The 24,531-nt window shown below is 66.7% G+C and carries 18 protein-coding genes; 4 read left to right on the top strand and 14 right to left on the bottom strand.

Translation table 11 applies throughout. The features are described 5' to 3' along the window. The 6 genes from AB4Z27_RS24295 to AB4Z27_RS24270 all read right to left on the bottom strand — a co-directional run. Nucleotides 1-1,453 (bottom strand): T6SS phospholipase effector Tle1-like catalytic domain-containing protein (locus AB4Z27_RS24295; RefSeq protein WP_441645455.1); only part of this gene is annotated, 1,453 nt, incomplete at its 3' end. A gap of 66 nt (nt 1,454-1,519) precedes the next feature. Beyond that, on the bottom strand, nt 1,520-1,996 hold the full coding sequence (locus tag AB4Z27_RS24290; RefSeq protein WP_255370695.1) for a DUF3304 domain-containing protein: 477 nt from the start codon (nt 1,994-1,996) through the stop codon (nt 1,520-1,522). Further along, nucleotides 1,986-2,858 (bottom strand): DUF4123 domain-containing protein, encoded by an 873-nt coding sequence (locus tag AB4Z27_RS24285; RefSeq protein WP_177219850.1) that lies wholly within the window; start codon nt 2,856-2,858, stop codon nt 1,986-1,988. The genes AB4Z27_RS24290 and AB4Z27_RS24285 overlap by 11 nt, the downstream gene beginning before the upstream one ends. Before the next feature lie 11 nt (nt 2,859-2,869). Then, nucleotides 2,870-5,164 (bottom strand): type VI secretion system Vgr family protein, encoded by a 2,295-nt coding sequence (locus AB4Z27_RS24280; protein ID WP_441645454.1) that lies wholly within the window; start codon nt 5,162-5,164, stop codon nt 2,870-2,872. Between the two features lie 108 nt (nt 5,165-5,272). Next, on the bottom strand, nt 5,273-6,748 hold the full coding sequence (locus AB4Z27_RS24275) for a sensor histidine kinase (protein ID WP_441591561.1): 1,476 nt from the start codon (nt 6,746-6,748) through the stop codon (nt 5,273-5,275). A gap of 1 nt (nt 6,749) precedes the next feature. Further along, the gene (locus AB4Z27_RS24270) at nt 6,750-7,424 is read right to left on the bottom strand and encodes a response regulator (protein ID WP_092291052.1); all 675 of its coding nucleotides are present in this window, start codon (nt 7,422-7,424) and stop codon (nt 6,750-6,752) included. A gap of 180 nt (nt 7,425-7,604) precedes the next feature. Here AB4Z27_RS24270 and AB4Z27_RS24265 point away from each other — a divergent pair, with 180 nt between their 5' ends. Further along, nucleotides 7,605-8,726: an ABC transporter substrate-binding protein gene (locus AB4Z27_RS24265; RefSeq protein ID WP_441645456.1), complete on the top strand. Its 1,122-nt coding sequence runs from the start codon at nt 7,605-7,607 to the stop codon at nt 8,724-8,726. A gap of 12 nt (nt 8,727-8,738) precedes the next feature. Here the strand turns inward: AB4Z27_RS24265 and AB4Z27_RS24260 are convergent, their stop codons facing one another. Then, a complete protein-coding gene (locus tag AB4Z27_RS24260) occupies nt 8,739-9,455 on the bottom strand; it encodes a TetR family transcriptional regulator (RefSeq protein WP_092291054.1) in 717 nt (238 codons plus the stop codon). A 499-nt stretch (nt 9,456-9,954) separates the two neighbouring features. Between AB4Z27_RS24260 and AB4Z27_RS24255 the strand changes: the two genes are divergently transcribed. The 3 genes from AB4Z27_RS24255 to AB4Z27_RS24245 are packed head-to-tail and all read left to right on the top strand — an operon-like array spanning nt 9,955 to nt 15,800. Continuing rightward, nucleotides 9,955-11,121, top strand: coding sequence for an efflux RND transporter periplasmic adaptor subunit (locus AB4Z27_RS24255; protein ID WP_092291056.1), 1,167 nt, complete (start codon nt 9,955-9,957; stop codon nt 11,119-11,121). Between the two features lie 43 nt (nt 11,122-11,164). Continuing rightward, on the top strand, nt 11,165-14,320 hold the full coding sequence (locus AB4Z27_RS24250; protein ID WP_441645453.1) for an efflux RND transporter permease subunit: 3,156 nt from the start codon (nt 11,165-11,167) through the stop codon (nt 14,318-14,320). Between the two features lies 1 nt (nt 14,321). Next, nucleotides 14,322-15,800, top strand: a complete 1,479-nt coding sequence (locus tag AB4Z27_RS24245) for an efflux transporter outer membrane subunit (RefSeq protein WP_092291060.1) — start codon at nt 14,322-14,324, stop codon at nt 15,798-15,800. A 69-nt stretch (nt 15,801-15,869) separates the two neighbouring features. Here the strand turns inward: AB4Z27_RS24245 and AB4Z27_RS24240 are convergent, their stop codons facing one another. From AB4Z27_RS24240 to AB4Z27_RS24210, 7 genes are all read right to left on the bottom strand, one after another. Beyond that, nucleotides 15,870-16,655, bottom strand: coding sequence for an OmpW/AlkL family protein (locus AB4Z27_RS24240; protein WP_441591627.1), 786 nt, complete (start codon nt 16,653-16,655; stop codon nt 15,870-15,872). A gap of 80 nt (nt 16,656-16,735) precedes the next feature. Further along, on the bottom strand, nt 16,736-18,034 hold the full coding sequence (locus tag AB4Z27_RS24235; protein WP_441645452.1) for a DUF2957 domain-containing protein: 1,299 nt from the start codon (nt 18,032-18,034) through the stop codon (nt 16,736-16,738). A 41-nt stretch (nt 18,035-18,075) separates the two neighbouring features. Further along, nucleotides 18,076-19,467, bottom strand: coding sequence for a DUF2957 domain-containing protein (locus AB4Z27_RS24230; RefSeq protein ID WP_441645451.1), 1,392 nt, complete (start codon nt 19,465-19,467; stop codon nt 18,076-18,078). Nucleotides 19,468-19,694: 227 nt separating this feature from the next. After that, entirely contained in the window at nt 19,695-20,621 is a 927-nt protein-coding gene (locus AB4Z27_RS24225) for a DUF1571 domain-containing protein (protein WP_092291068.1), read from the bottom strand. A gap of 200 nt (nt 20,622-20,821) precedes the next feature. After that, complete coding sequence (locus AB4Z27_RS24220; RefSeq protein ID WP_441645450.1) at nt 20,822-21,763, bottom strand: TetR/AcrR family transcriptional regulator; 942 nt, start codon at nt 21,761-21,763, stop codon at nt 20,822-20,824. Between the two features lie 331 nt (nt 21,764-22,094). After that, a complete protein-coding gene (locus tag AB4Z27_RS24215) occupies nt 22,095-23,690 on the bottom strand; it encodes a GMC family oxidoreductase N-terminal domain-containing protein (protein ID WP_441645449.1) in 1,596 nt (531 codons plus the stop codon). Nucleotides 23,691-23,701: 11 nt separating this feature from the next. Beyond that, a complete protein-coding gene (locus tag AB4Z27_RS24210) occupies nt 23,702-24,283 on the bottom strand; it encodes a hypothetical protein (protein WP_441645448.1) in 582 nt (193 codons plus the stop codon). Nucleotides 24,284-24,531: the final 248 nt, after the last annotated feature.

Genomic DNA, 24,531 nt, shown 5'->3' with positions numbered 1-24,531 from the left:
GAGTCTCGGCGTCCACGGGCTCGGTTACGTCATCCTGCAACACGCGCAGGACGGCAGCGCCGATGGGGTTAAGGGTGCCGACGAGGTCAGTCTGCGACGACCCGGCATGCTGCAAGCGGCGGCGCAGGGCCGTAATGTGCTCGGCGAAATCATCGACGCCCTCCTGTAGTCTGGCCCGGTCCGCGCCCAGCTTCGCGTCCAGGTAGAAGCGCCGCGTCTTCAGCGGATCCTTGTACGCCATCAGTTCCCCGCGCCACTGCAGGTATTGCAGCGTGTGAGACTTGAGCACCCCGGTGACTCCAGCCTTRCCTGTTGCCGTGGTGTCGAYGCCGCAGGTCTTGAAGAAGTCGTTCGCCGCGCTGACGAGCCGCGGTGAGCAGTGGTAGTCGACGGCGAGGTTGGGCGCTTGCCTGATTTCCGCCATGGTCATCAACGGCACCCCGGCGCTKAAGGCGGCGTGATGCATGTCGATCAATGGAATCTGGGACAGATGTGGCGATGCGCCCCATTCGGGCATTGCCTTGCCTTGCTCCCCGGGGCGATAGCCGCCACCGACGTCGGAATGCATGCCGGGATAGCCGACCTGCCGCGCACGCGCGGCGAGTTCGAGAGGGAAACTTGCACGCTGCTCGTGCAGCGCAACGAAGTGCACGCACTGATCTACCGCAGGGCTGATATCCATGTAGCCCTCGGCCCAGTCCAGATGGCCATTGAATCCCGGCACGATGTCTGGCACGCCGACCGACGCTACGGTGTCGAACAGGCCCATGAAGTAGATCCGGATCGGGACGCTGGCCAGCCGATAGGCGCCATCCTTCTGCTCCATCAACTGGAGCAGCCAGTTGGCGAATACCCGCGCTATGGCCGCGCCACGTGAGAAGCCGAACACTGCAACGTTGATCCGGGTGACCTGACGCTGGCTGCTTCTTATGATGGCTTCGAGTTTTTGCTCCCAGGCGGTTAGCACCATGCGGCGGTATGGTCCCTCGAGGCCCATATTCGCGAAGAGGGAACTTGCGTTGTTGACGACGGTTCTTGCCGTTTCGTCATCGAGAAGGAGCGCCTCGGTCAGGTAGTAGTGCACCGAATTCAGAATGCGCGTGATCGCCCAGTTAATGCGGTCCGCACCCATGTAGCCCCCCGCCATGCCCTTGTGTCCGCCGGGATCGCCGATTTTCTCGAACGGAGTGCCGAGTCCCGGTACGTAGTGGGAGAAGAATCCATCTTCGAACCTATCAATGCTCGCGTTATACAGGCGGGCAACATTGCTATGCTTACCGACGGATGTCTGAGTGCCGTTGAGGCCGGGCTCCTTCCAGTCCTTGTTGTTGCCGGTACCATCGAAGAATAGATTGACATACACCTGCCCGTTGCATTGAACAGGGCGGCATTCTTCTGGGCACGTGATTGCTCGGCAGCGCTGCAGCGATTCACGTACGGTGAGCTTGCGCATGCCGCTATTAGGCATTGGTGAGGGTGGCGAGATGCTGTAAGGCAAGTTTTTTCTCCATCCAGCGTGTTACAGGCGGGTTTCGTCCCCTCGTAGGGGATAGGCAGGGTGGCGGGGTCCGACCATCGTCACAAAGACCTTGACGTTCCCGTCGCGCAGAAAATGTACGGACAGCATTCCTCCGTCTTCGGGCCGATAGGACGGCACCATCACCTTACGTTGCTTCGGAGTGTCCTTAACGTTGTTGACCCATTCGACGTTCAGTGTCATGCCGGGCCGATAAATTCGCGAAATGCTGGCGCAACACGTGAACTTCCCGCCCCCCGAGTGCGGACCTAGGTACGCACCGCCATAGCCGTTCACCGAGAAGCTGTAGATGCCTTCGTCGGTATGGTTGTAGCCAACCACTTCCAGTGTCATAGGGTCTTCGCCACAGCCGGACAGTGCGACAGACCCTGCTGCCAGCATTACCACCAGAAATGTTCGAAACCTCGGGCGCCAACCGGCAGTGGCAGTGCTTGTCATTGAGATGGCGTTATGGTTCATGGCTTGCTCCTCGGTTGTCATCGATCGTGTCCCACAGCGGTCTTGCAATATCCAAGATGTCGTCCCCAAGGCCAGCCAGCCAGTCCTTGAAGGCTTCCTCGTGGGCGGGCGCAGGCATCGACAGGCGCTGCGCAACCCGAGGATGGTCGACATAACGTCCGGACGTATGGAGCGCCAGGGTCAGGAGTTGCAGACGGTCTGGCCTCGCGGTTAGTCCGTGCTGCCGCGCGACAAGCAGGTGCTCCTGGACGAACGGATAGAGCGTGCGATACGGTACGGACCGGAGTTCGTCCCGATTTACCTCGCGTAGATCCACGATCATCATGTCGGCCTCGCATGCGCTCATTAGCGCTGAAAGCTGGTTGTCATCGAGGCGGATAGGGGCTGGCGGCGGTTCCGTCGCGCCCGCTGCAGGCAAGGGTAGTTGTTGTGGCTCGCCGAAACGGTCGAAGTAGGTCCATGCCGAGACGTGCCGCGTGAAAAGGGCGCGCTGGTCAGCCCCCAGAATCTCCAGCCAGGCTGGAAGGATGCGGCCGTCGTACCAGCGCACGATCATTTCCCGGCCGTTGGGTATCTCGGTCAGATGGAACTGGCGAAGATGCTCGGCAAGCTCGTCAAATGGCACCGAGGCGATGAGGAGGCTGACGCAGGGCTTCAGTTTGCCCAGGTGCTCGGCTGCCGCGAGTAGGTTTTTGCGGAGTTCGTCATCTCGGTTCAAATCGATCAGGAGCGGCGCCATGTCTAGCAACGATTCTTCCGGATAGCCGGCAAAGAGGGACTGGTACGTGGCGCCCGAGCGGTCCAGTCTTCGGTGAAATCGCATCTGTTGGCTCGAGTCGATCAGTGCAAATCGATAGTCCATATCGGAATTCCCTATTTGAGAATGACGCCAGGCGTACCCCGGCGCATGGCGTCGAGCAGGCAGCTTCTGCATGTGGTACGGGGGAATTGAGGCAGCGGAACGGTCATCGACGCGCGTTCCTGGGTGCTCCAGTACGCCGACTTTTCGTAGATGTCGCCCAGCGTGACGTTCTCGATGCGCTCCCCGGTGATGCGGATGTAGGATCCTCCGGCACCGATCCAGACCTCTTTGTCTGCGGTAAGAACAAGCTTCCCGTCGGTACTGCTGATGGTGACGTCCTTAAGTGCCGCCAACTGCAATTCATCGCCCTGCGCCTGGATCTCGACCTTGCCGCGCGCCGCGAACAGTTTCATGCCGAGCTTCTGCGCGAACAGCAACACGGCGTCGCCGGCGGCGACGGTGAAGCGCTTCATCACGCCGATGTCCGCGCTGCCCCCGGCGGTGGCGATGAGATGGTTCGCCGCGCTGGTTTGCAGGTCCGCGCCAGACACCAGGGCGATACCGGCGGGGGCGCTGGCGAGCAGGCCGGCGGCGCGCAGTTGCTTGAGGCTGTCATTGAGCAAGGCCTGCTGGCGCTCGCAGTCGGCGGCGAGGGCCTGGGCGGTCTTGGCGGTCTCGGCCAGTGCCTGGCTTTGCTGGAGCGCTTGTTCGAGCAGGCGCTGGGCTGGGGCCATGTCGAGTTGCTGTCCTGTGGCCTTTGGCTGATCGTCGGCGGTGATGAACAGCCCCTTGCCGCCCCGGATCGCCCCCCAGCCGGAAGTCCTGAGTTCGAAGCCCTCACCCCGTCGCTTCCACTTCCCATCCACCATGTGGCCAAGCGTCAGCTGACTCTTCCCCGAATGCTCGGTGGACAGCTTGATGTGCTCCTGCCCCTCCCAATCCTCGAATTCGAGCTTGTTATCGCTCTGCGTACGGATGACGTTGCGGGACAGCCAGCGATCCTGATTAGTAATCAGATCCGTCTGACGACTGTTATGGTGAACGTGGGCGATATACGGCTTATTGGGATTACCGTCCCGAAATGCGATCGCCGCCTCGGTGCCGTCGATCAGCGGGAAGTGGAATCCCGTTTGCAGTGCCCCGGCGAATGGCTTGGCCAGCCGCAGCGGCACGCATTCCCCACCGCCCGGCCAGTCCTCGAAATCGAAGTCAAAGCGGACGGTGTAATAACCCTGCTGGGTCAGGTAGGCATATGGATATTGGCTCGGGGAGGTAATGCGCGCACTCAGCGTGCCCTGAATCTTCGGCCAGTTGGCCTCGTCCAGCGGTAGCCGGAAGCGCCGATCCGAAGGGATCGATTTGAAGGTATTGCGATACGCGGCGTCGCGTGCGCCGGTGTGGATGACCTCGGTGATGACCTGCCCATGCGGCGCGTCCGCCAGCGCAAGATCCATCCGCAGAATCCGCGCCGGACGCAGTTCCAGCACGTTGCTTTCGCCCTCATACACCACCTGCGAAGCCACCGCCGCCTCATGCCGAAGCTGCGCCTCCCACTTGGCGCCTTCGAAATCCAGATGATGAGTGCCGAAGACATAAGGCTGGCCGTAGGTGGTCTTGTCCTTCCTCGCGACATTGGCTTCGCCCTTCAGCGGCTCCCATGCCAGATCGGGGTTGTAGTCCGCCACCAGGAACGATGCTGGAACGGTTTTCGCAATAGTACGAAGGGCGAAGACCGCTTCGATGCCCGCTTCCAGCCCCGCCGTCTCCCGGTACGGCACCCGCAGTTCAGGCTGGTAGAGGTAATGGTCGATGTCATCGCCAAACACCACCATCTCGCCGAACTTGCCGGGAAGGAAATAGGAATACAGCCCCTCCTGCTCCATCAGCAGACGGATGGTTTCCCAATCRGACATCTGATACTGGAAGCGGAACGCGTGCTGGGGATATTGGCGTCGAAGCCTGAAGGAAAACTGATGCCCGACCAGTTCATGCCGCCGCAGAATCGCCTCGATAATCTCTGGCGCGGTCTGGTGCTGGTAGATGCGGGTGGAGCGCGTCAGCCTCAGGCGGGCGACSAGCGGTTCCACGACCATCTCATACGCATGGAAGTCCGGTGTTTGCGCCGTCTTGGAGAAGCGGGTGATGCAGCCGGCAAAGGTGCGCGGCTCGGAKTCATCGCCGGGGTCGATCAGGAATGTGGCCGGCTTGCCGAGATAATCGGCGCGGTCCAGTTCAAGAGGGTGTGTCAGTTGGACGATGGCCTCGTAGGGCTCGCCYAGCCGCTCCACCGCCTCGAATGACACCACCGACAACCCTGCGGCGCTTGTCGCACCGGGGACTTTCAGGAAATACGACTGCCGCGCCATGATTCTCGCTCCGTTGCCCGCGCAGYCCGGAAAAGCTGCGTAGGGGCCATGCTAGAAGCGTCGAAGTGGGCACTACAATCGTACTAGTTCGAAAAATCGCTGTCGCGTCTACGCGTCGCCAGCCATCGGCAATCTCAACTCCGCTCGCACCCCCCTGCCCTGYACGCCTTCGCGCAGCACCACGGTGCCGCCGAAGCGTGCGGCCATTTCCCGCGAGATGGCGAGGCCCAGGCCGGATCCCGGTTCGGTGTTTTCCACCCGTCGATAGAAGCGCGCGAACACCTTCTCGCGCTCAGCTTCGGGGATGCCGGGGCCGTCGTCTTCCACCACCAGCAGTGCATCGCCGCCCACGCGCGCGGCGGAGAGCGTGATGCGGCTGCCGCGCCCCGAGTATTGGATCGCGTTGTGCACCAGGTTGGCCAGTGCCTCGCGCAGCAGCGCGGCGTCGGCGCGCACCGGCAGCGTCAGGTCCGTCGGCCGTTCCCAGCCGAAGTCCTGCTGCTTGCCGCGCGCCAGCGGCAGGTAGTCGAGTGCCACCTGTTCTGCCACGGTCACCGCGTCGATCTCGGCCACGAATTCGGCCGGCCCGCCGCCCTCGCGCACTGGCTGCCGAGCACGCGCCAGCGCCAGTAGCTGGTTCGTCAGCCGCGCGGCTTGCTCCAGTTGCGTGACGATGCCGCCCACCGCTTCGCCAGCCGCCTCGCGCCCGGCCTCGCTGTGGCGGGCCGCCAGCTGCCGCTGGGCGAACTCGGCCTGCGTCTTGAGGATGGCCAGCGGCGTGCGCAGCTGGTGCGCGGCATCGGCGATGAACTGGGCCTGCGACTGCGCCATGGTCTCGGAGCGCGAGACGTGCAGGTTCACCGCGTCCACCAGCGGACGCACTTCCACCGGCACGCGGTCGAATTCGAGCGGCGTCAGGTCCTCGGGCGAGCGCGCGCGCACATCGTCGCGCACGCGCTGCAGCGGACGCAGCACATAGGTCACGCCGCCCACCAGGATCAGGGCCGACAGCACGATCAGCGCCAGGTCGCGCAGCAGCGCGCTGCGCCAGACATTGGCGATCAGCGCCGAGCGGGGTTCGGCGGTCTCGGCCACCTGGATGATCACGCGGATGCGCGCGTCGGGCCGGTAGACCGGCCGGGCCATCGCCGCAATGCGCACCGGCTCGCCGCGATAGGTGGCGTCGTAGAAGCGGGTCTGATTGTTGACGAGGGTGCCCGCCGGCAGCGGCAGGTCGTCATAGCCGGTCACCGTCTCCACGCGCCCTGCCCGCTCCATCGACACCCGGTAGAACACGTGGGTCTGCGCGGCGGTCTCGAACATCTCCATCGCGGCATCCGGCAGCGTCAGCTGCACGCTCTCGCCGGCCATGCCGATGGCGTTGTCGATGGTGCGCACGGAGCCGTAGAGCGAGCGGTCGTAGGCGGTGTTGGCGGCGTGGCGCAGCGTGCCGTAGGTGAACCAGCTGTCCACCGCCATCATCAGCGCCAGCGCCGGCACGAGCAGGATCAGTAGCTGGCGGCGCAGGCTGCCGCGCAGCCAGGGCCGCGCCGGCGTTGGCGTGCGCGGGCGGCGGCGCCTCATGTCAGGCCTCGGCCTCGGGTTCCAGCAGGTAGCCGAAGCCGCGCAGCGTGACGATGGTCACGCCATGGCCGGTCAGCTTCTTGCGCAGGCGGTAGACCAGCACCTCGATGGCGTCCGGACTCACGTCGGCATCGAGCGAGAAGACTTTGTCGAGCAGTTGCGCCTTGGTCAGCGGCTGGCCGCTGCGGGCCAGCAGCGCGCCGAGCAGCGTGGATTCGCGTGGCGTGAGCGCCAGCGGGGCGCCGCCGAGGGTGAAGCTGCGCGTCTCGCCATCGAATACCAGCGTGCCGCATTGCAGGCGGGGATGAGCGCGGCCACGGCTGCGGCGGATCAGGGCGAGGATGCGCGCCTCGAGTTCGGCGATGGCGAAGGGCTTGGGCAGGTAGTCGTCGGCGCCGAGGTTCAGGCCGCGCACACGTTCGTCGAGGGTGTCCTGGGCGGTCAGGATCAGCACCGGCGTGCGGTCGTCGCGGCCACGCATGGCCTTGAGCACGGCCAGGCCGTCCTTGCCGGGCAGGCGCAGGTCGAGCACCACGGCGTCGTATTCCTCGGCCATCAGCCGGGCTTCGGCCTGCAGGCCGTCCGCCACGTGCTCGATGACGAAGCCGCCCTGCTCCAGCGCGCGGGCCACCCAGCGGGCCAGTTCCACCTCATCTTCTACCAGCAGGATACGCATGCCGGACCTCCTCTGCCGGATCGGGAATCGAGGGCGCGGGCGCGTCCCGAGGGCGCCTATAATACCTCCGCCCTGCCCGCCGGTGTCGGCGGCCTGTCCCTCATCGCCCTCCGTTCCGCCTTGCCGAATCGCGTCCTGACATCGCCCCTGCCGACGCCGTCCTCCGCGCCCGCATCGCCGATGCGCCGGCACCTGCTGCGCGCGGGTGCCGCGATGGCCGCCCTGCCCGCACTGGCCCAGGCCGCRCCGCGCGTGCCGGACGGCTATCCGCCCGAGTACGCCGGCATCATCGAACGGGCCCAGCGTGAGGGCGCCGTGGCGGTCTACGCGTCGACGGATCTCGCGGTGGTCCAGCCGCTGATCGCCGCCTTCGAAGCGCGCTACCCCGGCGTGCGCGTGCGCTACGCGGACCTGAACACGGTGGAGCTGAACGATCGATTCCTGGCCGAGAGCGCCGCGCTGGGCGCCACGCGCGCGCCGCGCGACGCGGCGTTCGCCGATGTGCTGTGGAGCACGGCGATGGACCTCCAGATCAAGCTTGTCAACGACGGCTATGCCCAGCGCTACAACTCGCCCGAGCGCGCCGGCCTGCCGAGCTGGGCGGTGTGGCGTGACGAGGCCTGGGGCACGACCTTCGAGCCGGCCGTGATCGTCTACAAYCGCAAGTATTTCGATGGCGCGCATGTGCCCGGSAGCCGCAGCGGGCTGGCGCGGCTGCTGCAGGAGCGCGGGCCGCAGTGGCGCGGGCGCATCGTGACCTATGACGTGGAGCGTTCGGGGGTGGGCTACCTGCTTGCGCAGCAGGACGCGCGCATGGGCAGCGAGTTCTGGTATCTGGCGCAGGCGCTGGGTCGCGCGGGCGTGAAGCTGTCGGCCTCGACGGCGGACATGATCGAAGGCATCGCCAGCGGCGAGCTGGTGCTCGGCTACAACCTGCTGGGGTCGTACGCGCTGTCGCTGATGGAGCGCGGCGCCAGCATCGGCGTGATCGCGCCGCGCGACTACACGCTGGTGATGTCGCGCGTGGCGTTTATCGCCCGGCAGGCGCCCCGGCCCAATGCGGCGCGGCTGTGGCTGGACTTCGTGCTCTCGCGCGAGGGGCAGGCGCAGCTCGGCAAGTCGACTTCCCAGCTCTATACGATTCGCACCGATACTGACAGCGCCTACACGGCCCAGACGCTGGCGGAGCGGCTCGGCTATGCGCTCAAGCCGATCAGCGTGGGCCCCGGCCTGCTGGCCGCGCAGGACGCCCTGCGCAAGCGGGCGTTCCTGGCGCGCTGGCGCGAGGCGCTGCGGGGATAGGGCTGGGGAGGCTCATTCGGCCAGGGCCTGTGGCGTGGACGACCCGCAGAACGTGGCCATTTCGGCGTCGATCGGCCCCATCGGGCGCGGCACGTAGCCTTTCCGGAGGGCGGTGGAGAAACGCAGCATGTCGATCATGGCGTCGGCCAGCCGCTCGGCTTCGTGATTGAGTTCGAAATCCTCGGGCGAGAACAGCCAGTGCGCCAGCACGCCACCAATGGCCGCGTGGAAGGCGTTGACGGCCAGCGGGATGTCGAGATCCTCCGGTAGCTGGCCGCATTCCACGGCCATGCGCAGGTGCTCGTGCATCTTGACCAGCCCTTCCTTGTGCGACTGGCGCTGGCGTTCGAAGATCGCGCCGTTGTCCTGCACCATCTCGCACTTGTGGAAGATGATCTCGAAGACGCGGCGCCACTGCGGGTTCACCACGGTCTGCTTGAATACGAAGGCGCAGATGTCGCGGATGCTGTTCAGCGGATCCTCGCGCAGCGCACGCCGCTCGGGGGCGATCAGCGCCTCCACCGGCAGGTTCACGCGGTCGCACATGGCCGCGAAGACATCGCTCTTGTTCTTGAAGTGCCAGTAGATGGCGCCGCGCGTGACGCCGGCCGCTTCGGCAATATCTGCAAGTGACGGGCGCGCCACGCCACGGGCGTGGAACACCGCCTCGGCGGCATCCAGGATCCGGTTGCGGGTTTCCTGCGCTTCTTCCTTGGTACGTCTGACCATTTCCTCTTTCCTGCCAGCGGACGCTTATCCGCCCAGGTCTCCGTTGTGCCACACGATTGTGACGACAACCTCKCATTTGTTCATGGCGACACCGCCATCGGCGGGGCGCATCCTAACCTGCCCGCAATATTCGTGCTCACTGTTGACGCAAATCGTCAAGATTGCGTCAAAAAGGCTGCGCTTCAAAGTGTTGTAAAAGGCGCTGTTTGCGTGCCGGACTTAACATACATGCTTGAATGTATATATACTACGCGCTTGCTCGATCGTCGGCCAGCCCAAGATCCAGTGACGCCCTGCACGCAAAGTGACGTCACGGCCGACGCGCCGGGCACCAACCTGCCAGTTTTAACGCACCAACGCCGCTAGCCATGCGCCCGCTCAAGGGGGCCGGCTTGCGGTGCGCATTACGCTTTTCCGCACTCGCCACGCAGTGGCGCGCCCGTCCGGCCGTCACATGCGGCCAGTGCGGCAGATCTCAAACATCATCATGGGGTTATCGATGAGGAAGTCCCAACGTATCCATTGCGTTGCCGCCGCCGTGGCGGTCCTGGCGTTGTCCGCCTGCGGCCAGAAGGCCCCGCAGGGCGGCGCCATGCCGCCGGCCGAAGTGGGTGTGGTTACCGTCACACCGTCCGCTGTTGCCGTCATCAATGAATTGCCGGGCCGCCTGGAAGGCGTGCGGACCGCCGAAGTGCGCGCCCGCGTGGAAGGCATCGTGCTGTCCCGCAACTACACCGAAGGCGGCGAAGTGAAGGCTGGCCAGGTGCTGTTCCGCATCGATCCGGCCCCGTACCAGGCCCAGCTGGCGTCCGCCAGGGCGCAGCTGGAGCGGGCCGAGGCCAACGCCGTCTCCGCGCGTCAGAAGGCCGAGCGCTACAAGCCGCTGGTGGCCGCCAACGCGGTCAGCAAGCAGGAGTTCGATGACGCCGTGGCCGCTGCCGGCCAGGCCAATGCCGACATCGCCGCCGCCAAGGCTGCCGTGACCACGGCCCAGATCAACCTGGGYTACACCACGGTCACCGCGCCGATCTCCGGYCGCGTGGGCCGCGCGCTGGTYACCGAAGGCGCGCTGGTCGGCAAGGGCGAAGCCACCAAGCTGACGGTGGTCGAGCAGGTCGATCCGATCTGGGTGACGTTCACGCAACCTGCCGCCGAAGTGGCACGCCTGCGCCGGGCCATCGAGAATGGTCAGGTCAAGGGTGTGAATGGCGGTGCCCGTGTGCACCTGTTCCCCGAGGCGGGCGACCGCGAGTACAGCCAGACCGGGAAGCTGCTGTTCACGGACATGACCGTGGACCCGACCACCGGCTCGATCACGCTGCGCGCGGAGTTCCCGAACGCCAAGCGCGAACTGCTCTCGGGCACCTTCGTGCGCGTGAAGATCGAGCAGGGCGTGGACGAGAACGCCCTGACCGTGCCGCAGCGCGCGCTGATCCGCACGGCGCAGGGCGCCAGCGTGATGGTGGTGGGCGCCGACGGCAAGGTGGCCGTGGTGCCGGTCAAGGCACCGCAGGCGATCGACGACCGCTGGATCATCACCGAAGGCCTGAAGGGCGGCGAGAAGGTGATCGTGGAAGGGCTGCAGAAGGTGCAGCCGGGCGCGCCCGCCAAGGCCGTGCCGTTCCAGGCGCCGAAGACCGCGTCGACCCCGGCCACCCAAGGCTGACCCGCGCCATCGCACCATAAGTAATAGATAGGGAGCCAGATTCATGGCCAAGTTTTTTATCGACCGGCCGGTGTTCGCGTGGGTGCTCGCGCTGATCATCGCGCTCGGCGGGGTGCTGGCGATCCTGCAGCTACCGATCGCCCAGTACCCCAACATCGCCCCCCCGATCATTTCGGTGACCACGACTTACCCCGGTGCGTCCGCCAAGACCATCGAGGACTCGGTGGTGTCCGTGATCGAGCAGGAACTCAACGGCGCGCCGAACCTGCTGTACTACGAGTCGCAAAGCGAGGCGTCCGGGCTGGCGTCGATCAACATCGCGTTCGCGCCGGGCTCGAACGTCGACCTGAACTCCGTGGAGGTGCAGAACCGCCTCAAGCGCGTGGAAGCGCGCTTGCCGGCGGAGGTGCGCCAGCAGGGCGTGAAGGTGGACAAGGCCGGCAACAACTACATGATGTTCATCACGGTCTCGTCCAAGTCCGGCAATACGGATGCGATCGCGCTCGGTAACTTCGTCTCCGCGCAGGTGGTGGACTCCATCCGCCGCGTGCCCGGCGTGGGCTCGGCCGACCTGTTCGGTACCGAGTACGCCATGCGCGTCTGGCTGGATCCGGCCAAGCTGACCGGCTACAACCTGACGCCGCTGGACGTGACCGCGGCGGTTTCCGAGCAGAACATCCAGGTCGCCGTGGGCGAACTGGGCGGCACGCCGTCGCCCCGGGGCACGGAGCTGAACGCCACGGTGAGCACGGAAAGCCGGCTGACCACGCCCGAGCAGTTCGCCAACATCCTGCTGCGCACGAACCCGGATGGGTCGTCGGTGCGCATCAAGGACGTAGGCCGTGTGGAACTGGGCGGCGCGGACTACTCCACGCTGGCCCGCATCAACGGCAAGCCGGCGTCGGCCATCGCCATCAAGCTCGCGCCCACGGGTAACGCGCTGGCCACGGCCACCGCCGTGCGCGCGAAGATGGAAGAGCTGCAACGCTACTTCCCGCCGGACTACGAGTTCAGCGTGCCGTACGACACCTCCGCCTTCGTGAAGATCTCGATCGAGGAAGTGGTCAAGACGCTGCTCGAAGCCGTGGTGCTGGTGTTCCTGGTGATGTACCTGTTCCTCCAGAACTTCCGCGCCACGCTGATCCCGACGCTGGTGGTGCCGGTGGCGCTGCTCGGCACGTTCGGGGCGATGCTGGCCTTCGGCTTCTCCATCAACGTGCTGACGATGTTCGGCATGGTGCTGGCCATCGGTATCCTGGTGGACGATGCCATCGTGGTCGTCGAGAACGTCGAGCGGATCATGAGCGAGGAGGGGCTCTCGCCCCGCCAGGCCACCCGCAAGGCCATGGGCCAGATCACGGGCGCCATCGTCGGCATCACGCTGGTGCTGACCGCCGTGTTCATCCCGATGGCSTTCTTCTCGGGCTCGGTCGGCAACATCTACCGCCAGTTCTCGCTGTCGCTGATCGCCTCGATGGCGTTCTCGGCCGTGCTGGCGCTGACGCTGACCCCGGCGCTGTGCGCCACGCTGCTCAAGCCGGTCGAGGCCGGCCATCACGAAGAGAAGAAGGGCTTCTTCGGCTGGTTCAACCGCACGTTCGCCACGGCGTCCACCGGCTACCAGGGCATGGTCGCGCGCATCCTGAAGCGCTCGGGCCGCTACCTGATCATCTACGCGSTGATCATCGCCGGCGTGGTGCTGCTGTTCCAGCGCCTGCCGTCGTCGTTCCTGCCCGATGAGGACCAGGGCTACATGATCACGGTCGTGCAGCTCCCGCAGGGCGCCACGCAGGAGCGCACCATCGGCGTGCTCAAGCAGATCGAGGACTACTACCTGCAGAAGGAGTCGAAGGTCGTCGACCAGATGATCACGGTGGCGGGCTTCTCGTTCTTCGGCCGTGGCCAGAACGGCGGTATCGCCTTCGTGCGGCTCAAGGACTGGAAGGAGCGCCCCGGCGCGGACCAGACCGCCCAGGCGCTGGTGGGCCGGGCATTCGGCGCGCTGTCGTTCATCAAGGATGCGATCATCTTCCCGCTGAACCCGCCTGCGATCTCGGAACTCGGCAATTCGTCGGGCTTCGACTTCCGCCTGCAGGACCGCACGGGGCAGGGCCACGCCAAGCTGATGGAAGCGCGTAACCAGATGCTCGGCATGGCGGCGCAGAATCCGGTGCTCCAGGGCGTGCGCCCGGAGGGCCAGGAAGACGCGCCGCAGCTGCGCATCGACATCGACCGCGAAAAGGCGCGGGCGCTGGGCGTGACGGTGGCGGATATCAACGCCACGCTGACCATCGCCTTCGGTTCCTCGTACGTGAATGACTTCATCTACGAAGGCCGCGTGCGCCGCGTGATCGTGCAGGCTGAGGGCGCGGACCGGCAACTGCCGGACGACCTGACCAAGCTGCGCGTGCGCAATGCCAATGGCGACATGGTGGCGTTTGCCGCGTTCGCCACGTCGCAGTGGATCATGGGCTCGCCGCGCCTGGAGCGCTACAACGGCATGCCGGCCGTGAAGCTGGCTGGCCAGGCTGCGCCGGGCAAGTCCACGGGCGAGGCCATGCGCGTGATGGAGGAAAACTTCGCCAAGCTGCCGCCGGGCTTCGGCTTCGAGTGGTCGGGCCAGTCGTATGAAGAGCGCCTGGCCGGTTCGCAGGAGCCGATTCTCTACACGCTGTCGCTGGTGATCGTGTTCCTGTGCCTGGCCGCGCTGTATGAGAGCTGGTCGATCCCGGTGGCGGTGCTGCTGGTGGTGCCGCTGGGCGTGCTCGGCGCGCTGCTCGGCGTGACGCTGCGCGGCATGCCCAACGACGTGTACTTCAAGGTGGGCCTGATCGCGACGATCGGCCTCTCGGCGAAGAACGCCATTCTGATCGTGGAGTTCGCCAAGGACCTGCAGGCCCAGGGCAAGGGGCTGGTCGAGGCGACGCTCGAGGCGGTGCACCTGCGCTTCCGGCCGATCCTGATGACGTCGTTCGCATTTATCCTGGGCGTGCTGCCGCTGGCGATTGCCACCGGCGCAGGCTCGGGCAGCCAGCGCGCCATCGGGACGGGCGTGATGGGCGGGATGATCACGGCCACGGTGCTGGCGATTTTYCTGGTGCCGGTATTCTTCGTGGTGGTGCGCGGCCGCTTCAAGGGCAGCGCGAGCCAGCACGAGCGGGAACGCGCGCGCCTGGAAGAAGCCCAGGAGAAAAACTGACATGACCAAGACACTGACCACACTGCTGCTGGTGGCCGGCGTGCTGACGGGCTGCACGCTGGCGCCGCACTATGACCGTCCGGCCGCGCCGGTSGCGGCTGGCTTTCCGGCGGCGCCGGAGGGCTACGCATCGGCCGAGGTGAAGAGCGGCGAGACCCGCCGCGCCACGGACATCGGCTGGCGCGACTTCTTCACCGATCCGCGCCTGCAGGGGCTGATCGCCACGGCGCTGGAGAACAACCGCGACCTGCGCACGGCGGCCTTGCGTATCGAGGAAGCGCGCGCGCAGTATCGGATCCAGCGCGCGGACCTGCTGCCGACCCTGAACGGCAACGCGAGCTTCCAGCGCGGCCGGTTCTCCGGGGCAACCTCGGGCGTCGATCAATCGTTCACGGGCAACATCTACCAGGTGGGCCTGTCGGTGACCCAGTGGGAGCTGGACTTCTTCGGGCGCGTCCGCAGCCTGTCGAACGCCGCGCTGGCCCAGTACCTGAGCACCGAGGAGGCCCATCGCGCCGCCTACATCTCGCTGGTGTCCGAAGTCGCCAAGGCCTATCTCGCCGAGCGCGCGGCGGCCGAGCAGTACGACCTGGCCCGCAACACGCTGGAAGCGCGCCAGAGCACGTTCGAGCTGGCGAAGCGGCGTTTCGATGCGGGGGCCACCTCGGCCCTGGATCTGCGCGACAACGAGTCGCTCGTGGCGCAGGCCCGCGTGGCCGCCGCGCAGCTGGCGCGCCAGCGTGCGCAGGCGCAGAACGCGCTGGAAGTGCTGGTGGGCAAGCCGATCGGCGAGATTGCCAACCTGCCGGCACCGATGCAGCTGTCCGACGAGCACATCATCAGCGACATCCCGGAAGGCTTGCCGTCCGATCTGCTGACGCAGCGTCCGGACATCCGCCAGGCCGAGCAGGCCCTGCTGTCGGCTAACGCCAACATCGGCGCGGCGCGGGCGGCGTTCTTCCCGCGCATCACGATGACCGCGAGCGCCGGCAACATCAGCACCTCGTTCACCAACCTGTTCGACTCCGGCGCCAACATCTGGTCGTTCTCGCCGCAGCTGGTGCTGCCGATCTTCGACTACGGCCGCAATCTGTCGAACCTCGACCTGGCGAACGTGCGCAAGAACATCCAGGTGGCCAACTACGAGAAGACCATCCAGGTGGCCTTCAGCGAAGTGGCCGACGCCCTCGTGGCGCGCGGCACGCTTGAAGAGCAGGTGGCCGGCCAGCAGCAGCAGCGCGACGCGGAATCGGCGCGCTACGAGCTGTCCCGGCTGCGCTTCCGCAGCGGCGTGGCGAGCTATCTGGACGARCTCGACGCGCAGCGCCAGCTGTTCTCCGCCGAGCAGGCGCTGATCCAGGCGCGGCAGTTGCGTCTGGTCAACTCGATCGACCTGTACCGCGCGCTGGGCGGCGGGCTGACCGAGACGGGTGCAGTGGCGCAGGCCACCACGCCGCCGACGGGCACCTCGGCACAGTAAGGACTGCGGCAACGCAGATGCAAAAAGGGCGAAGCGCGAGCTTCGCCCTTTTTGCTTGGGAGCGCCGGATCAGAACTTGTACGTCGCCGCCAGGAAGAAGATGATCGGATTCGGTTCGAGCTTCGTCTTCGAGGTGGACAGCGTGGTGCCGTCAGACGCCTTGATGGTCATCGTCGAGGTGCTCTTCAGCGGGATGTAGGTCACCGCYGCCGTCACGCCCCAGTGCTCGTTGAAGTTGTAGGTGCCGCCGACGTTGAACACCGGCGCCCACGACGACGAGGCATCGGCATGGACCGAAGTCGGCCCCGGGATACCGGCGCCGGCCGCCAGCACCGCGCCGAGGTTGTTGTTGACCGACTCCGCGAAGGCCGGATTCACGCGGATATCGGTGAAGAAGTTGTACGACACGCCCACCCCCAGGAACGGCCGGAAGCGCGTGCCCGGCTCCAGGAAGTGRTACTGGACCATCGCGGCAGGGCTCCACTGGCGGGCGCGCGTGATGATCGGGTTCAGCGACGGATCGCCCAGGCTCTGCCGCCCCAGTGCGCCGGCGGGCCCCGGCGGGATCAGCTCGCCGTGGCCGTACAGCTTGAACTCGGGCGGAATGCCACCCACGGCCGTCACGGCGATATGGTCCGTGACGAAGTGGCTGAAGGTCAGCCCCAGCGTATCGGCATTCGACGTCGACAGGCCGCTGCCCGGCGCCGTGAACGTGGAGGGCAGGCCGAGCGGGTAGTTGATCGGCACGTCCACCACGCTGGTGGTCAGCGGCGGGCTCGTGCCGTGGGTCTGGATATGGAACCAGCCGGCCGAGACGACGTTGTCCCCGGCTTTCTGGGCGTGGGCGGTCGGCATGCCGGCGCACGCGGCCAGCGTGGCGATGGTGGCGAGGCGGGCGAACAGGCGGTGCAGGGTCATGTTGTGTCTCCTGTCCGTTATTCGACAAACGCGCCGACGGTGAAGTAGGGCGAGCCGTTGCGGTCCTCGACGAAGCCGAACACGCCGCGTGGGCCGGTGAACATGAACTTGCCCTTGGGGCCGCTGGCGCCGACGTCCTTGCGGGTGGTGGTGACYACGCCCGGCACCGTCTGCGAGAAGTCGAGCTTCATCGCCGTGGCCAGCGTGGCGTCCGAGGCGCGGAACGGGTCGAGCATGGCCGCGTCGCCATCGACCAGTGCCGTCACGCGGTACTCGAAGTTGCTGTCCACCCCCACGTACTCGGCGTTGTAGGTGCCCTGCGGCGCGGAGACCGCCTGCGCCATCATGCCGATGCCGATCTCGTCGTCGGCGCCCACCGGCAACTGGGTGAAGTCGTCGTTGGCAAAGCCCACCCGGATCATGATCGGCACGAGGTGCCCGGCCAGCTTGCCGACGATCAGGTAGGCGCGGCCCAGCACGGCGCCCAGCGTCGGCGGCAGTTCGCCCTCGTAGCGCGTGGAGAGCAGGGTGCCGTTGTCCTGCGGCACGAACTTGTCGCCGCGCTGCTTGCAGGTGCCGCCGGCCTTGTTGTCGCACACCGTGAACGAGCCATCGGCCGCCAGCGCCATGCGGTAGTCCTGCGCCACCATCTGGAACTTCTTCGATGGCACCTCATGGAAGCCCGAGCCGTTGTAGCTTCCGGCAATCTTGGTCAGGTCGGTCTCGGTCTGCGCGAAGCCGATGAACTGGAAGAACGGGAAGGTGGTATCCGGCACCGAGCCCGCGCCGGCGATGCCGTTGAACTGGATGCGCGCGCCCGGGATGGTGCCGCCCATCACGCCCTGCCCGATGAACAGCCGCGCCGGCCGGGCCGGGTCGAGGCTGGCGCCGAGCAGCTGGAACGCGCACTGGTTGAGCTTCTCGGTCGGCAGGCCGGTCTCTTTGGCCAGCGTGCCGGTCATCACGTTCTTGCCGCCGGTGGGGTCGGAGCGGGTCGGCTTGATGGTGCCYGTGGTGCGCGGCACCGATGAATCGAGGAAGGTGACAGCCCAGGTGCGCTGGGTGGTATCGATCTGCACCTTGACCAGTTCGCCCGAACCCGTGCCGCCGATGTAGGGCGTGGAATAGTCGATGGCGCTCGGGCACAGCCGCACCGGCGCGGCGGCCGGCGTGGCGGTGCCACCGCCGCTGTCCCCGCCGCCACCGCAGGCGGCGAGCAGGGCGGTGGCGCCGAGTACCAGCGCGAGCCGGCCCAGCCACGGTTGGCGACGGGGGACGGGGAGCGAGTCAGGAAGCGGGGAGGGCAGTTGGGGCATGAGGCGTCTCCTTGGTCTTTCTTATGGTGTGGGGTGCGGAATCAGCGGCTGGCCAGCGCGCTCACGCGGAACGTGGGGCTCGCGGCGGGGCCGAACAGGTGCGCGTAGACCGGGCCGGTGGTGATCAGCTTGCCGGTGACGCCGCTGTTGTCGGTGGTGGCCACTACGCCGGGCTGGGTGGCCTGCGTGAAGTCCATCTGGAAGCCGCCCACCGGCTTGAGCGACGAGTCCTGCGGATCGATCAGCGCGACGAGGTTGTCGTGGACGATCGACGACAGGTACTTGAAGTCGCTGCCCGAGCCGATGTAGCTGCCCTGCATCGCCGCCTGCGTGGTGGCGGTGGTGGGCGAGAGCAGCGCCAGGCCCGATTCGTCATCCACGCTGAGGATGTTCGCCGCCAGGTCGATGCGGGCATAGCCGACGCGGATCAGCAGCGGCACCTGCGCGCCGTCGAGCTTGCCGACCACCAGCACGCCCTTGGCGAGACTGTTGGGGTCCTGCAGGAAGGCCTTGTCGAAGAAATGCGGGTAGGGCTGGGTGCTATTGGCGTTGTCGCTGTCGAACGCGCCGTCGGTGCCCCCGCGCAGCTTCCACGGCTGGCCYGTGGTCACGCAGTTGCCGCTCGATGCGTGACAGGTGCCATCGGCATTGAGCGTCTCCACGGTCTGCGCCGTGGCAGGCAGGAAGTAGCCGGCCGGGRACAGCTCGCCACCGGACGGCACGAGGTGGTAGCCGAGCACGTTGTAGGTGCCGGCCACCTTGGCGAAGTCGGTCTCGGTCTGGGCGAAGGCCAGCACCGGGTACATCGGRAAGGTGGTCTTCGGGATCGCGCCGATGCCGAAGATGCCGGCGTACTCGATCGTCGCCCCCGGAATGCCGCCGCCCGCCACGCCGTTGCCGACGAAGATGATCGGCGGGTTGGCCGGGTCGATCAGCGCCTGCGAGACGCCGTCGGAGGCCGTGGCCGTCTTCAGCTCGTAGGCGCACTGGTTCTGCGCCGGGGTGGGCAGCGGGCGCGTGGGATGCGCCATCGTGCCGGTCAGCGTCACGCCGCCGCGCGTCGGGTAGATGTCGTTGGTGGCCTTCGGCACGGCCGATTCGAGGATCTGGATGCGGTAGGTGCCCTGCGTGGAGTCGAACTGCATCTTCACGAGTTCGCCAGCGCCGGAGCCGCCCGTGTAGGTGGTGTTGTAGTCGAGCGTGTCCGGGCACAGCGCGGCCACGGGCTGGTTCTGCGTGGGGCCGGTGGCGGGGCAGCTGTTGGTGGCGCCGCACTGCTGGGCGGCGGCGGGCGCCGCGGTGCCCGGGTCATCGCCCCCGCCGCCGCAAGCGGCCAGCGTGAGCGTCAGGCTTACCCCAGCCAGGGTGGCGGCGAAGCWAAGGGCGCTGTTAGGGGCGCGATGTGGCGCGSGCCGAAGGTGCAGCTCGGACATGACTTGTCTCCATGTTGTTATGACCGGCGGTCCGCTTGTTGCGGATCTCTCGCGGTGGGTCGGACTCTCGCGTCTGGCGCGTTTGAGCGTCAATAGAGCGCTCGTTCCAAACACCGGTGGCCGGTCTGTCAGCGTTGCCGTGCAAGCGCGGGGGCCCAGCGTTCAAACCGTGTGCGGRGGCCCCTGCGTCCACATTCAAACGCCCGGCGYRCGCACTCGCGCGGCGGTCAGAACTTGTATTCGCTGTTGGCGGGGTCGAACGTGGCGGCGTCGAAGGTCTTCTTCACCGCGCGCTCGAACACGATCTTCTCGACCATGTTGCCGTCCGCRTCCCACGCGGTTTCCACGCGCGGCCACGGGTGCTTGAGATCCAGCATCAGCTGCACCTTCTTGGCGTAGTACTTGGGCGCGCCCTCGGGGAGGTCCCAGGTCAGCGCCACCATGCGCACGCCCTGTTCGCGCACGATCTCGGCCCGGTTGTACTTTTCGGAGAGGCCGGCGGCGCGCAGCGAGCGCGCGTCGCGTTCGAGCATCGACAGCACGAACTGGAAGCCCAAGTCGCGGACCGTATGGTTCGACTGAGACTTGGCGAGCGTGCCATCGAGCGAGATCCACATCGACGTGAAGCCCATGATGCCGCCCAGGTGGCCGTACATCTCGTCCTTGCGGCGGGTCTCGTCATAGAGAATTTCCTGCCCGGACTGCACGCCGTTGGGCAGCCACTTGGCGTAGAGCTGGCGCGGCTGGTGGCGGTAGCGGATCATCATCCGCGCCGGGGTGTCCTGCCACTGGCCATTGAGGCGCTCCTGGCGGGTCATCCAGTATTCGTATTCGGGATAGCGGCTCATCTCGGCGCGCGCCCACATCAGCAGGGTCTCGGGCTGCAGGGCGTCGAAGGTGGCCAGTAGCTGCGCATCGGGCAGCGCGGCCAGCTCGCCGCTGGCAACCTGCTTCGAGAACAGCGCCGACTGCTGGGCGGCCGGGATGCCGTCATAGGGCGTGGCGGCGCGCGTACCCGGTGCTGCGGCGGGGGCGCTCATGGTTGGGGCGGCCGGCGGCGCGGTCTGGGCGCGGGCCAGYGGSAGGCCAACGTGTTGCGTGGCCAGCAGGCCGATGACGGCGCCGATGGCGGCGACCAGATGTAATGGCTTCATCGCGTGTCTCTTGTCTGTTGTTGTGCAAGGCGTGGGCAAATGGCGGGCAGCAGGGCGCCCGTGCGTGGCGCGCAGGGCGTCACGCCTCGCGGTGGCGTGGCGAAAAGAATCGATCTCGAATCAGGGCAATCCCGGCGCGACGCGGGTCGTCGCGCGCTCGGTGCCAGGGCGGCGGTCCCGATGGAGACCGCCGCGCACGGCTAGTTTCTGGAGCGGGTGCGCATCCAGTCGTCGAGCGGATTGCTGGGGAAAGCGGGACACATCTCGCGGCGTACCGCCAGGCTGGCGGTGGCCGCGCGCGTGGCCCCTTCGTTGCGTACCGTGCGCGTGCCGCGTCGGGCACGGTTCACGGCGGCGGCCGTGGCAACGGCGGCCTGGTGGGCCTCGTCCTCCACGGTGGCGGCCAGGGCCGCCATATGTGCCTGCTCATCGGCCTGCTGAGCATCGCCGATGTCGAACACGTCCTGCAGCGCGCCCAGCTCCTGCGTCTCGGGCGAGGGCGCCTTGAGGGCTGCCACCACCATCGACGTCAGCTGGGCCAGCACGTGCGCATCGCTCATGCTCTTGCCCTGCGTGAACGCCGGCATCAGGTTGCCGAGTTCGTCGCCGGCCAGCACGCCGGCCAGCGCCTTGAGCGCGAAATGCAGGCGCCAGCCGAGTTCCTGGCGTGGCACGTCCGGCAGCGCCAGGGCGAAGGCTTCGAAGAAGCGCCCGAAGACCGGAGCGTAGTGCCCCATCAGGTAGGACTGGATGAATGGCGAGGTGTCCGAGTACACCCGCCCGAGCAGGCGCAGGAAGGACGGACCGCCGATCTCGGGCTGGCGTGCCATCTGCAGCGCGGGCACGAACAGCGCGCCCATCACGTGTTCGCAGCGGATGGCGTGGCCGGGCCAGCGGGCCTCGCAGGCATCGAGGAGCGCCAGTCGCCGCGTGTTGAGTGGATCCAGCCGGCGGCCGAGCACCGCCTGCATCATCATTTCCTTGCTGCGGAAGTGGTAGTTGACGGCTGCGAGATTGACGATCGCCCGCGACGTGACTTGCCGCAGGGAGGTCGCTTCGTAGCCCACTTCGATGAACAGCTTCTCGGTCGCATCCAGGATCCGCGCCTTGGTATCGCCTGCCGTGCTTTTGCCGGTCTTCATGGGGTGTCTCTCGCAAAATTACTGCTGTGGACCCCTGCAAATATCCACTACCACTGTGGCTCCGTTGCTCTGTCGGCGTACGGATGCTTGAAACGGTTGTACGAAGCCTACTTCACCGCCTCGACTGTTTCACAAGTGCAATTTTCGAAGAGTTCCTCTAGACCGCGAGTACCGATCCGCCAGGCAGAAAACCTACGCGAATCCGTAGGGTCGCCACAGTCGCCGGGCCTCCGCCATGCCTTGTGATGCCAAGCCTGGCGGCGGTTTGCCTCCGCTGCGCGATCCCCAACCCAACGCTACCGCCCCCCCGAGCGGGCCGCCGCCGATCCCATCACGCCGTGATGCGAGCTGCTAGCGACATACCATTTTGCGCCGTCAATGCGAAAACTGACAACTGGGGATTCGCCCCGATGCTCGTAGGAAACACTGACCCGTCGCACACAGACAAATTGGACAAATGGTGATGCCGGCCCTGGCTATCGACCACGCCGCGCGCCGGGTCGTCGCTCATCGCGCAGCCGCCCATCAGGTGGGCGGTGAACAGCAGGGCACGGAACGGCTTCAGGGGCAGGGTCTGGATGGCGTCGCGCGCCTGCGGCCAGCTGGTGTACCAGGCGGCGTCCAGATGGGCGGGACGCACCTTTTTGGCGCCAGCGGCGAACTGGGCCTCGGCCATGCTCAGCCAGGCGCGGCGCACGCCGTCCCAGACGTAGTCGCTCAGCGCGTAGTCCAGCACCGGGCTGCCGTCGTCGGCCACGCGCACCCGGCCGCCGGGGCTATCCGGCACGAAGCCGTCGCGCAACAGCGCCAGCATGGCGTTGGTGTGCGGCAACGCGGCCATCTCGCGGCGCAGCGCATCGCCAAAATTGTTGAGCACGCCAGCGCTGATGCCGGGGAACATCGGCGGGACCTCCAGCTTGTAGCCCATCGGGCCGGTGGCGCCATTGCGCCACTGAAATTCGTCCGAGGCGATGGATTGGGGCGCCCCATAGTACGGTTCGATAAGCTCCGGCATTTCCGCAATGCTCAAATTCACCGGATGAATAAACGTGCGACGACCGACAAGATCGTGCGGATCCGGCACCCCCGAACGCAGCAGTAGCGCCGGCGAGTTGATGGCCCCGCCCGCCACCACCACATGGCGTGCCCGCACGGTCAGCGTSACGCCGGTCGGCGTATAGCCGTCGAAGCCGAGGGCCTCGCCCGTCAGCCCGTGCACGGCCTTGCCGTCATGGTCGAGCTTGCGTACCCGCACGCGGTGGATCAGCGTGGCGCCGTGGGCGAGCGCGTTGGGAATCGTCGACACCAGCATCGACTGCTTGGCGTTGACCGGGCAGCCGAAGCCGCAATAGCCGGAGTTCCAGCACCCCTTCACATTGCGCGGAATCACGTGCGATTCCCAGCCGAGCTGGTCGCAGCCCCGCTTGAGCACCGCGTTGTTCGGATTCGGTGCCATCGCCCAYGGCGCCATGCCGAGCCGGGCCTCGATGCGCGCGAACCACGGCGCCATCTCGGCCTCGCTGTGGCCCGTCACCGCGTGTTCGCTGGCCCAGTGCGCCAGCGTCCGGGACGGCGTGCGGAAGCTGGACGACCAGTTGACCGTGGTGCTGCCGCCCACCGAGCGTCCCTGCAGCACGGCGATCGCACCGTCCGACGTCGCCCGGGCGGCCGCCTCCTGGTAGAGATCGCGATAGGCGCGCGCCTCGTCCATGTCCCGGAAGCTGTTCGAGGTATGCAGCCCGCCTTCCTCGAGCAGCAGCACCCGCAGGCCCGCTTCGCTGAGGATTTCGGCGGCCATGCCGCCGCCCGCACCGGTGCCGATGATGGCCACGTCAGTGTCGAGCGTGCGCGGCGCGGTGAATGTGGCGGCGTCCAGCACCTTCCAGCCGGACGCGATGCCGGCGCTGTAAATATCGTCGATGGCCATGAGCGGGAGCCTTAGCTGTGGAGGGCGCGATAGACCGCGGGATTCGGGCCGGGATAGCCGCTCGCAGCCCAGGTGCCCGGCAGCACGAAGTAGGCGACGCTGGCCAGCTTGACCAGCACCACGCCGCCCGCGTTGAGCGTCTCGAAACGGCTGGCGCGCCAGCGCGCGAGGAAGGCGCGCACCGCATCGGGCGTGGCCTGCTCCCACGGCGACCGAACGCCCGCCACGGCCCAGCGCAGCGGCGTGCTGGCCAGCAGGTCAAGCAGCTTGCGTAGTTCCCCGCGCCCGTTCTGATCCATCGCGGCGATGGTTCCGTCGATGTTCCTTACGGCGGCGGCCAGCCGCGTCTCGTGCGTGGCGGCGTCCACCGTGGCCAGATCGCTGGCGATGGCGGGCAGCAGGGCGCGAAACAGGGTCACATCGGCCGGGCGCAGGAACGCCATGCCGGCCTCCGGCGCATCGGCGGGCGTGCAGCCGGTCAGCGCCGGGAACAGCGCCGAGCAGGCGATGGCCGCCGAGAAGCCGGCGCCAACCTTCAGGAATGCGCGACGCGCGGGTCGTTGGGGTGGGGCGAGGGAAGCTGGTCGGGGCATGCGGTGTCTCCGTTTTTGTTCTTGGGATGACGGCGTTGCGATTCTGCCTAAGCGCCCGAGAATAATTTCGACTTCCACTTCGGTTTCAAACGCGCGGCTGACATCCGTACCCACTGCTGCGCCCATCGCYGYGTCRTCGTTTTATGTGATGGCTACGACACTGGAAATCCCCCAAAAATAGAGCAATCCTTCAAGCCATCGGATTGACCGGCCCCGGAAGCGCTACCTATGATGACATCGACCAATGT

The sequence above is a fragment of the Cupriavidus sp. KB_39 genome (assembly GCF_052114485.1).
GTDB lineage: Bacteria > Pseudomonadota > Gammaproteobacteria > Burkholderiales > Burkholderiaceae > Cupriavidus.
The sequence above is the reverse complement of the archived record's forward strand: the minus strand, read 5'-3'. Positions and strand labels throughout refer to the sequence as shown.

What these genes read in the sequence shown, in the direction of transcription:
- AB4Z27_RS24210 (WP_441645448.1), bottom strand. Translation starts at nt 24,283, where the DNA reads ATGCCCCGACCAGCTTCCCTCGCCCCACCCCAACGACCCGCGCGTCGC.
- AB4Z27_RS24285 (WP_177219850.1), bottom strand. Translation starts at nt 2,858, where the DNA reads ATGGACTATCGATTTGCACTGATCGACTCGAGCCAACAGATGCGATTT.
- AB4Z27_RS24260 (WP_092291054.1), bottom strand. Translation starts at nt 9,455, where the DNA reads ATGGTCAGACGTACCAAGGAAGAAGCGCAGGAAACCCGCAACCGGATC.
- AB4Z27_RS24270 (WP_092291052.1), bottom strand. Translation starts at nt 7,424, where the DNA reads ATGCGTATCCTGCTGGTAGAAGATGAGGTGGAACTGGCCCGCTGGGTG.
- AB4Z27_RS24220 (WP_441645450.1), bottom strand. Translation starts at nt 21,763, where the DNA reads ATGAAGACCGGCAAAAGCACGGCAGGCGATACCAAGGCGCGGATCCTG.
- AB4Z27_RS24290 (WP_255370695.1), bottom strand. Translation starts at nt 1,996, where the DNA reads ATGAACCATAACGCCATCTCAATGACAAGCACTGCCACTGCCGGTTGG.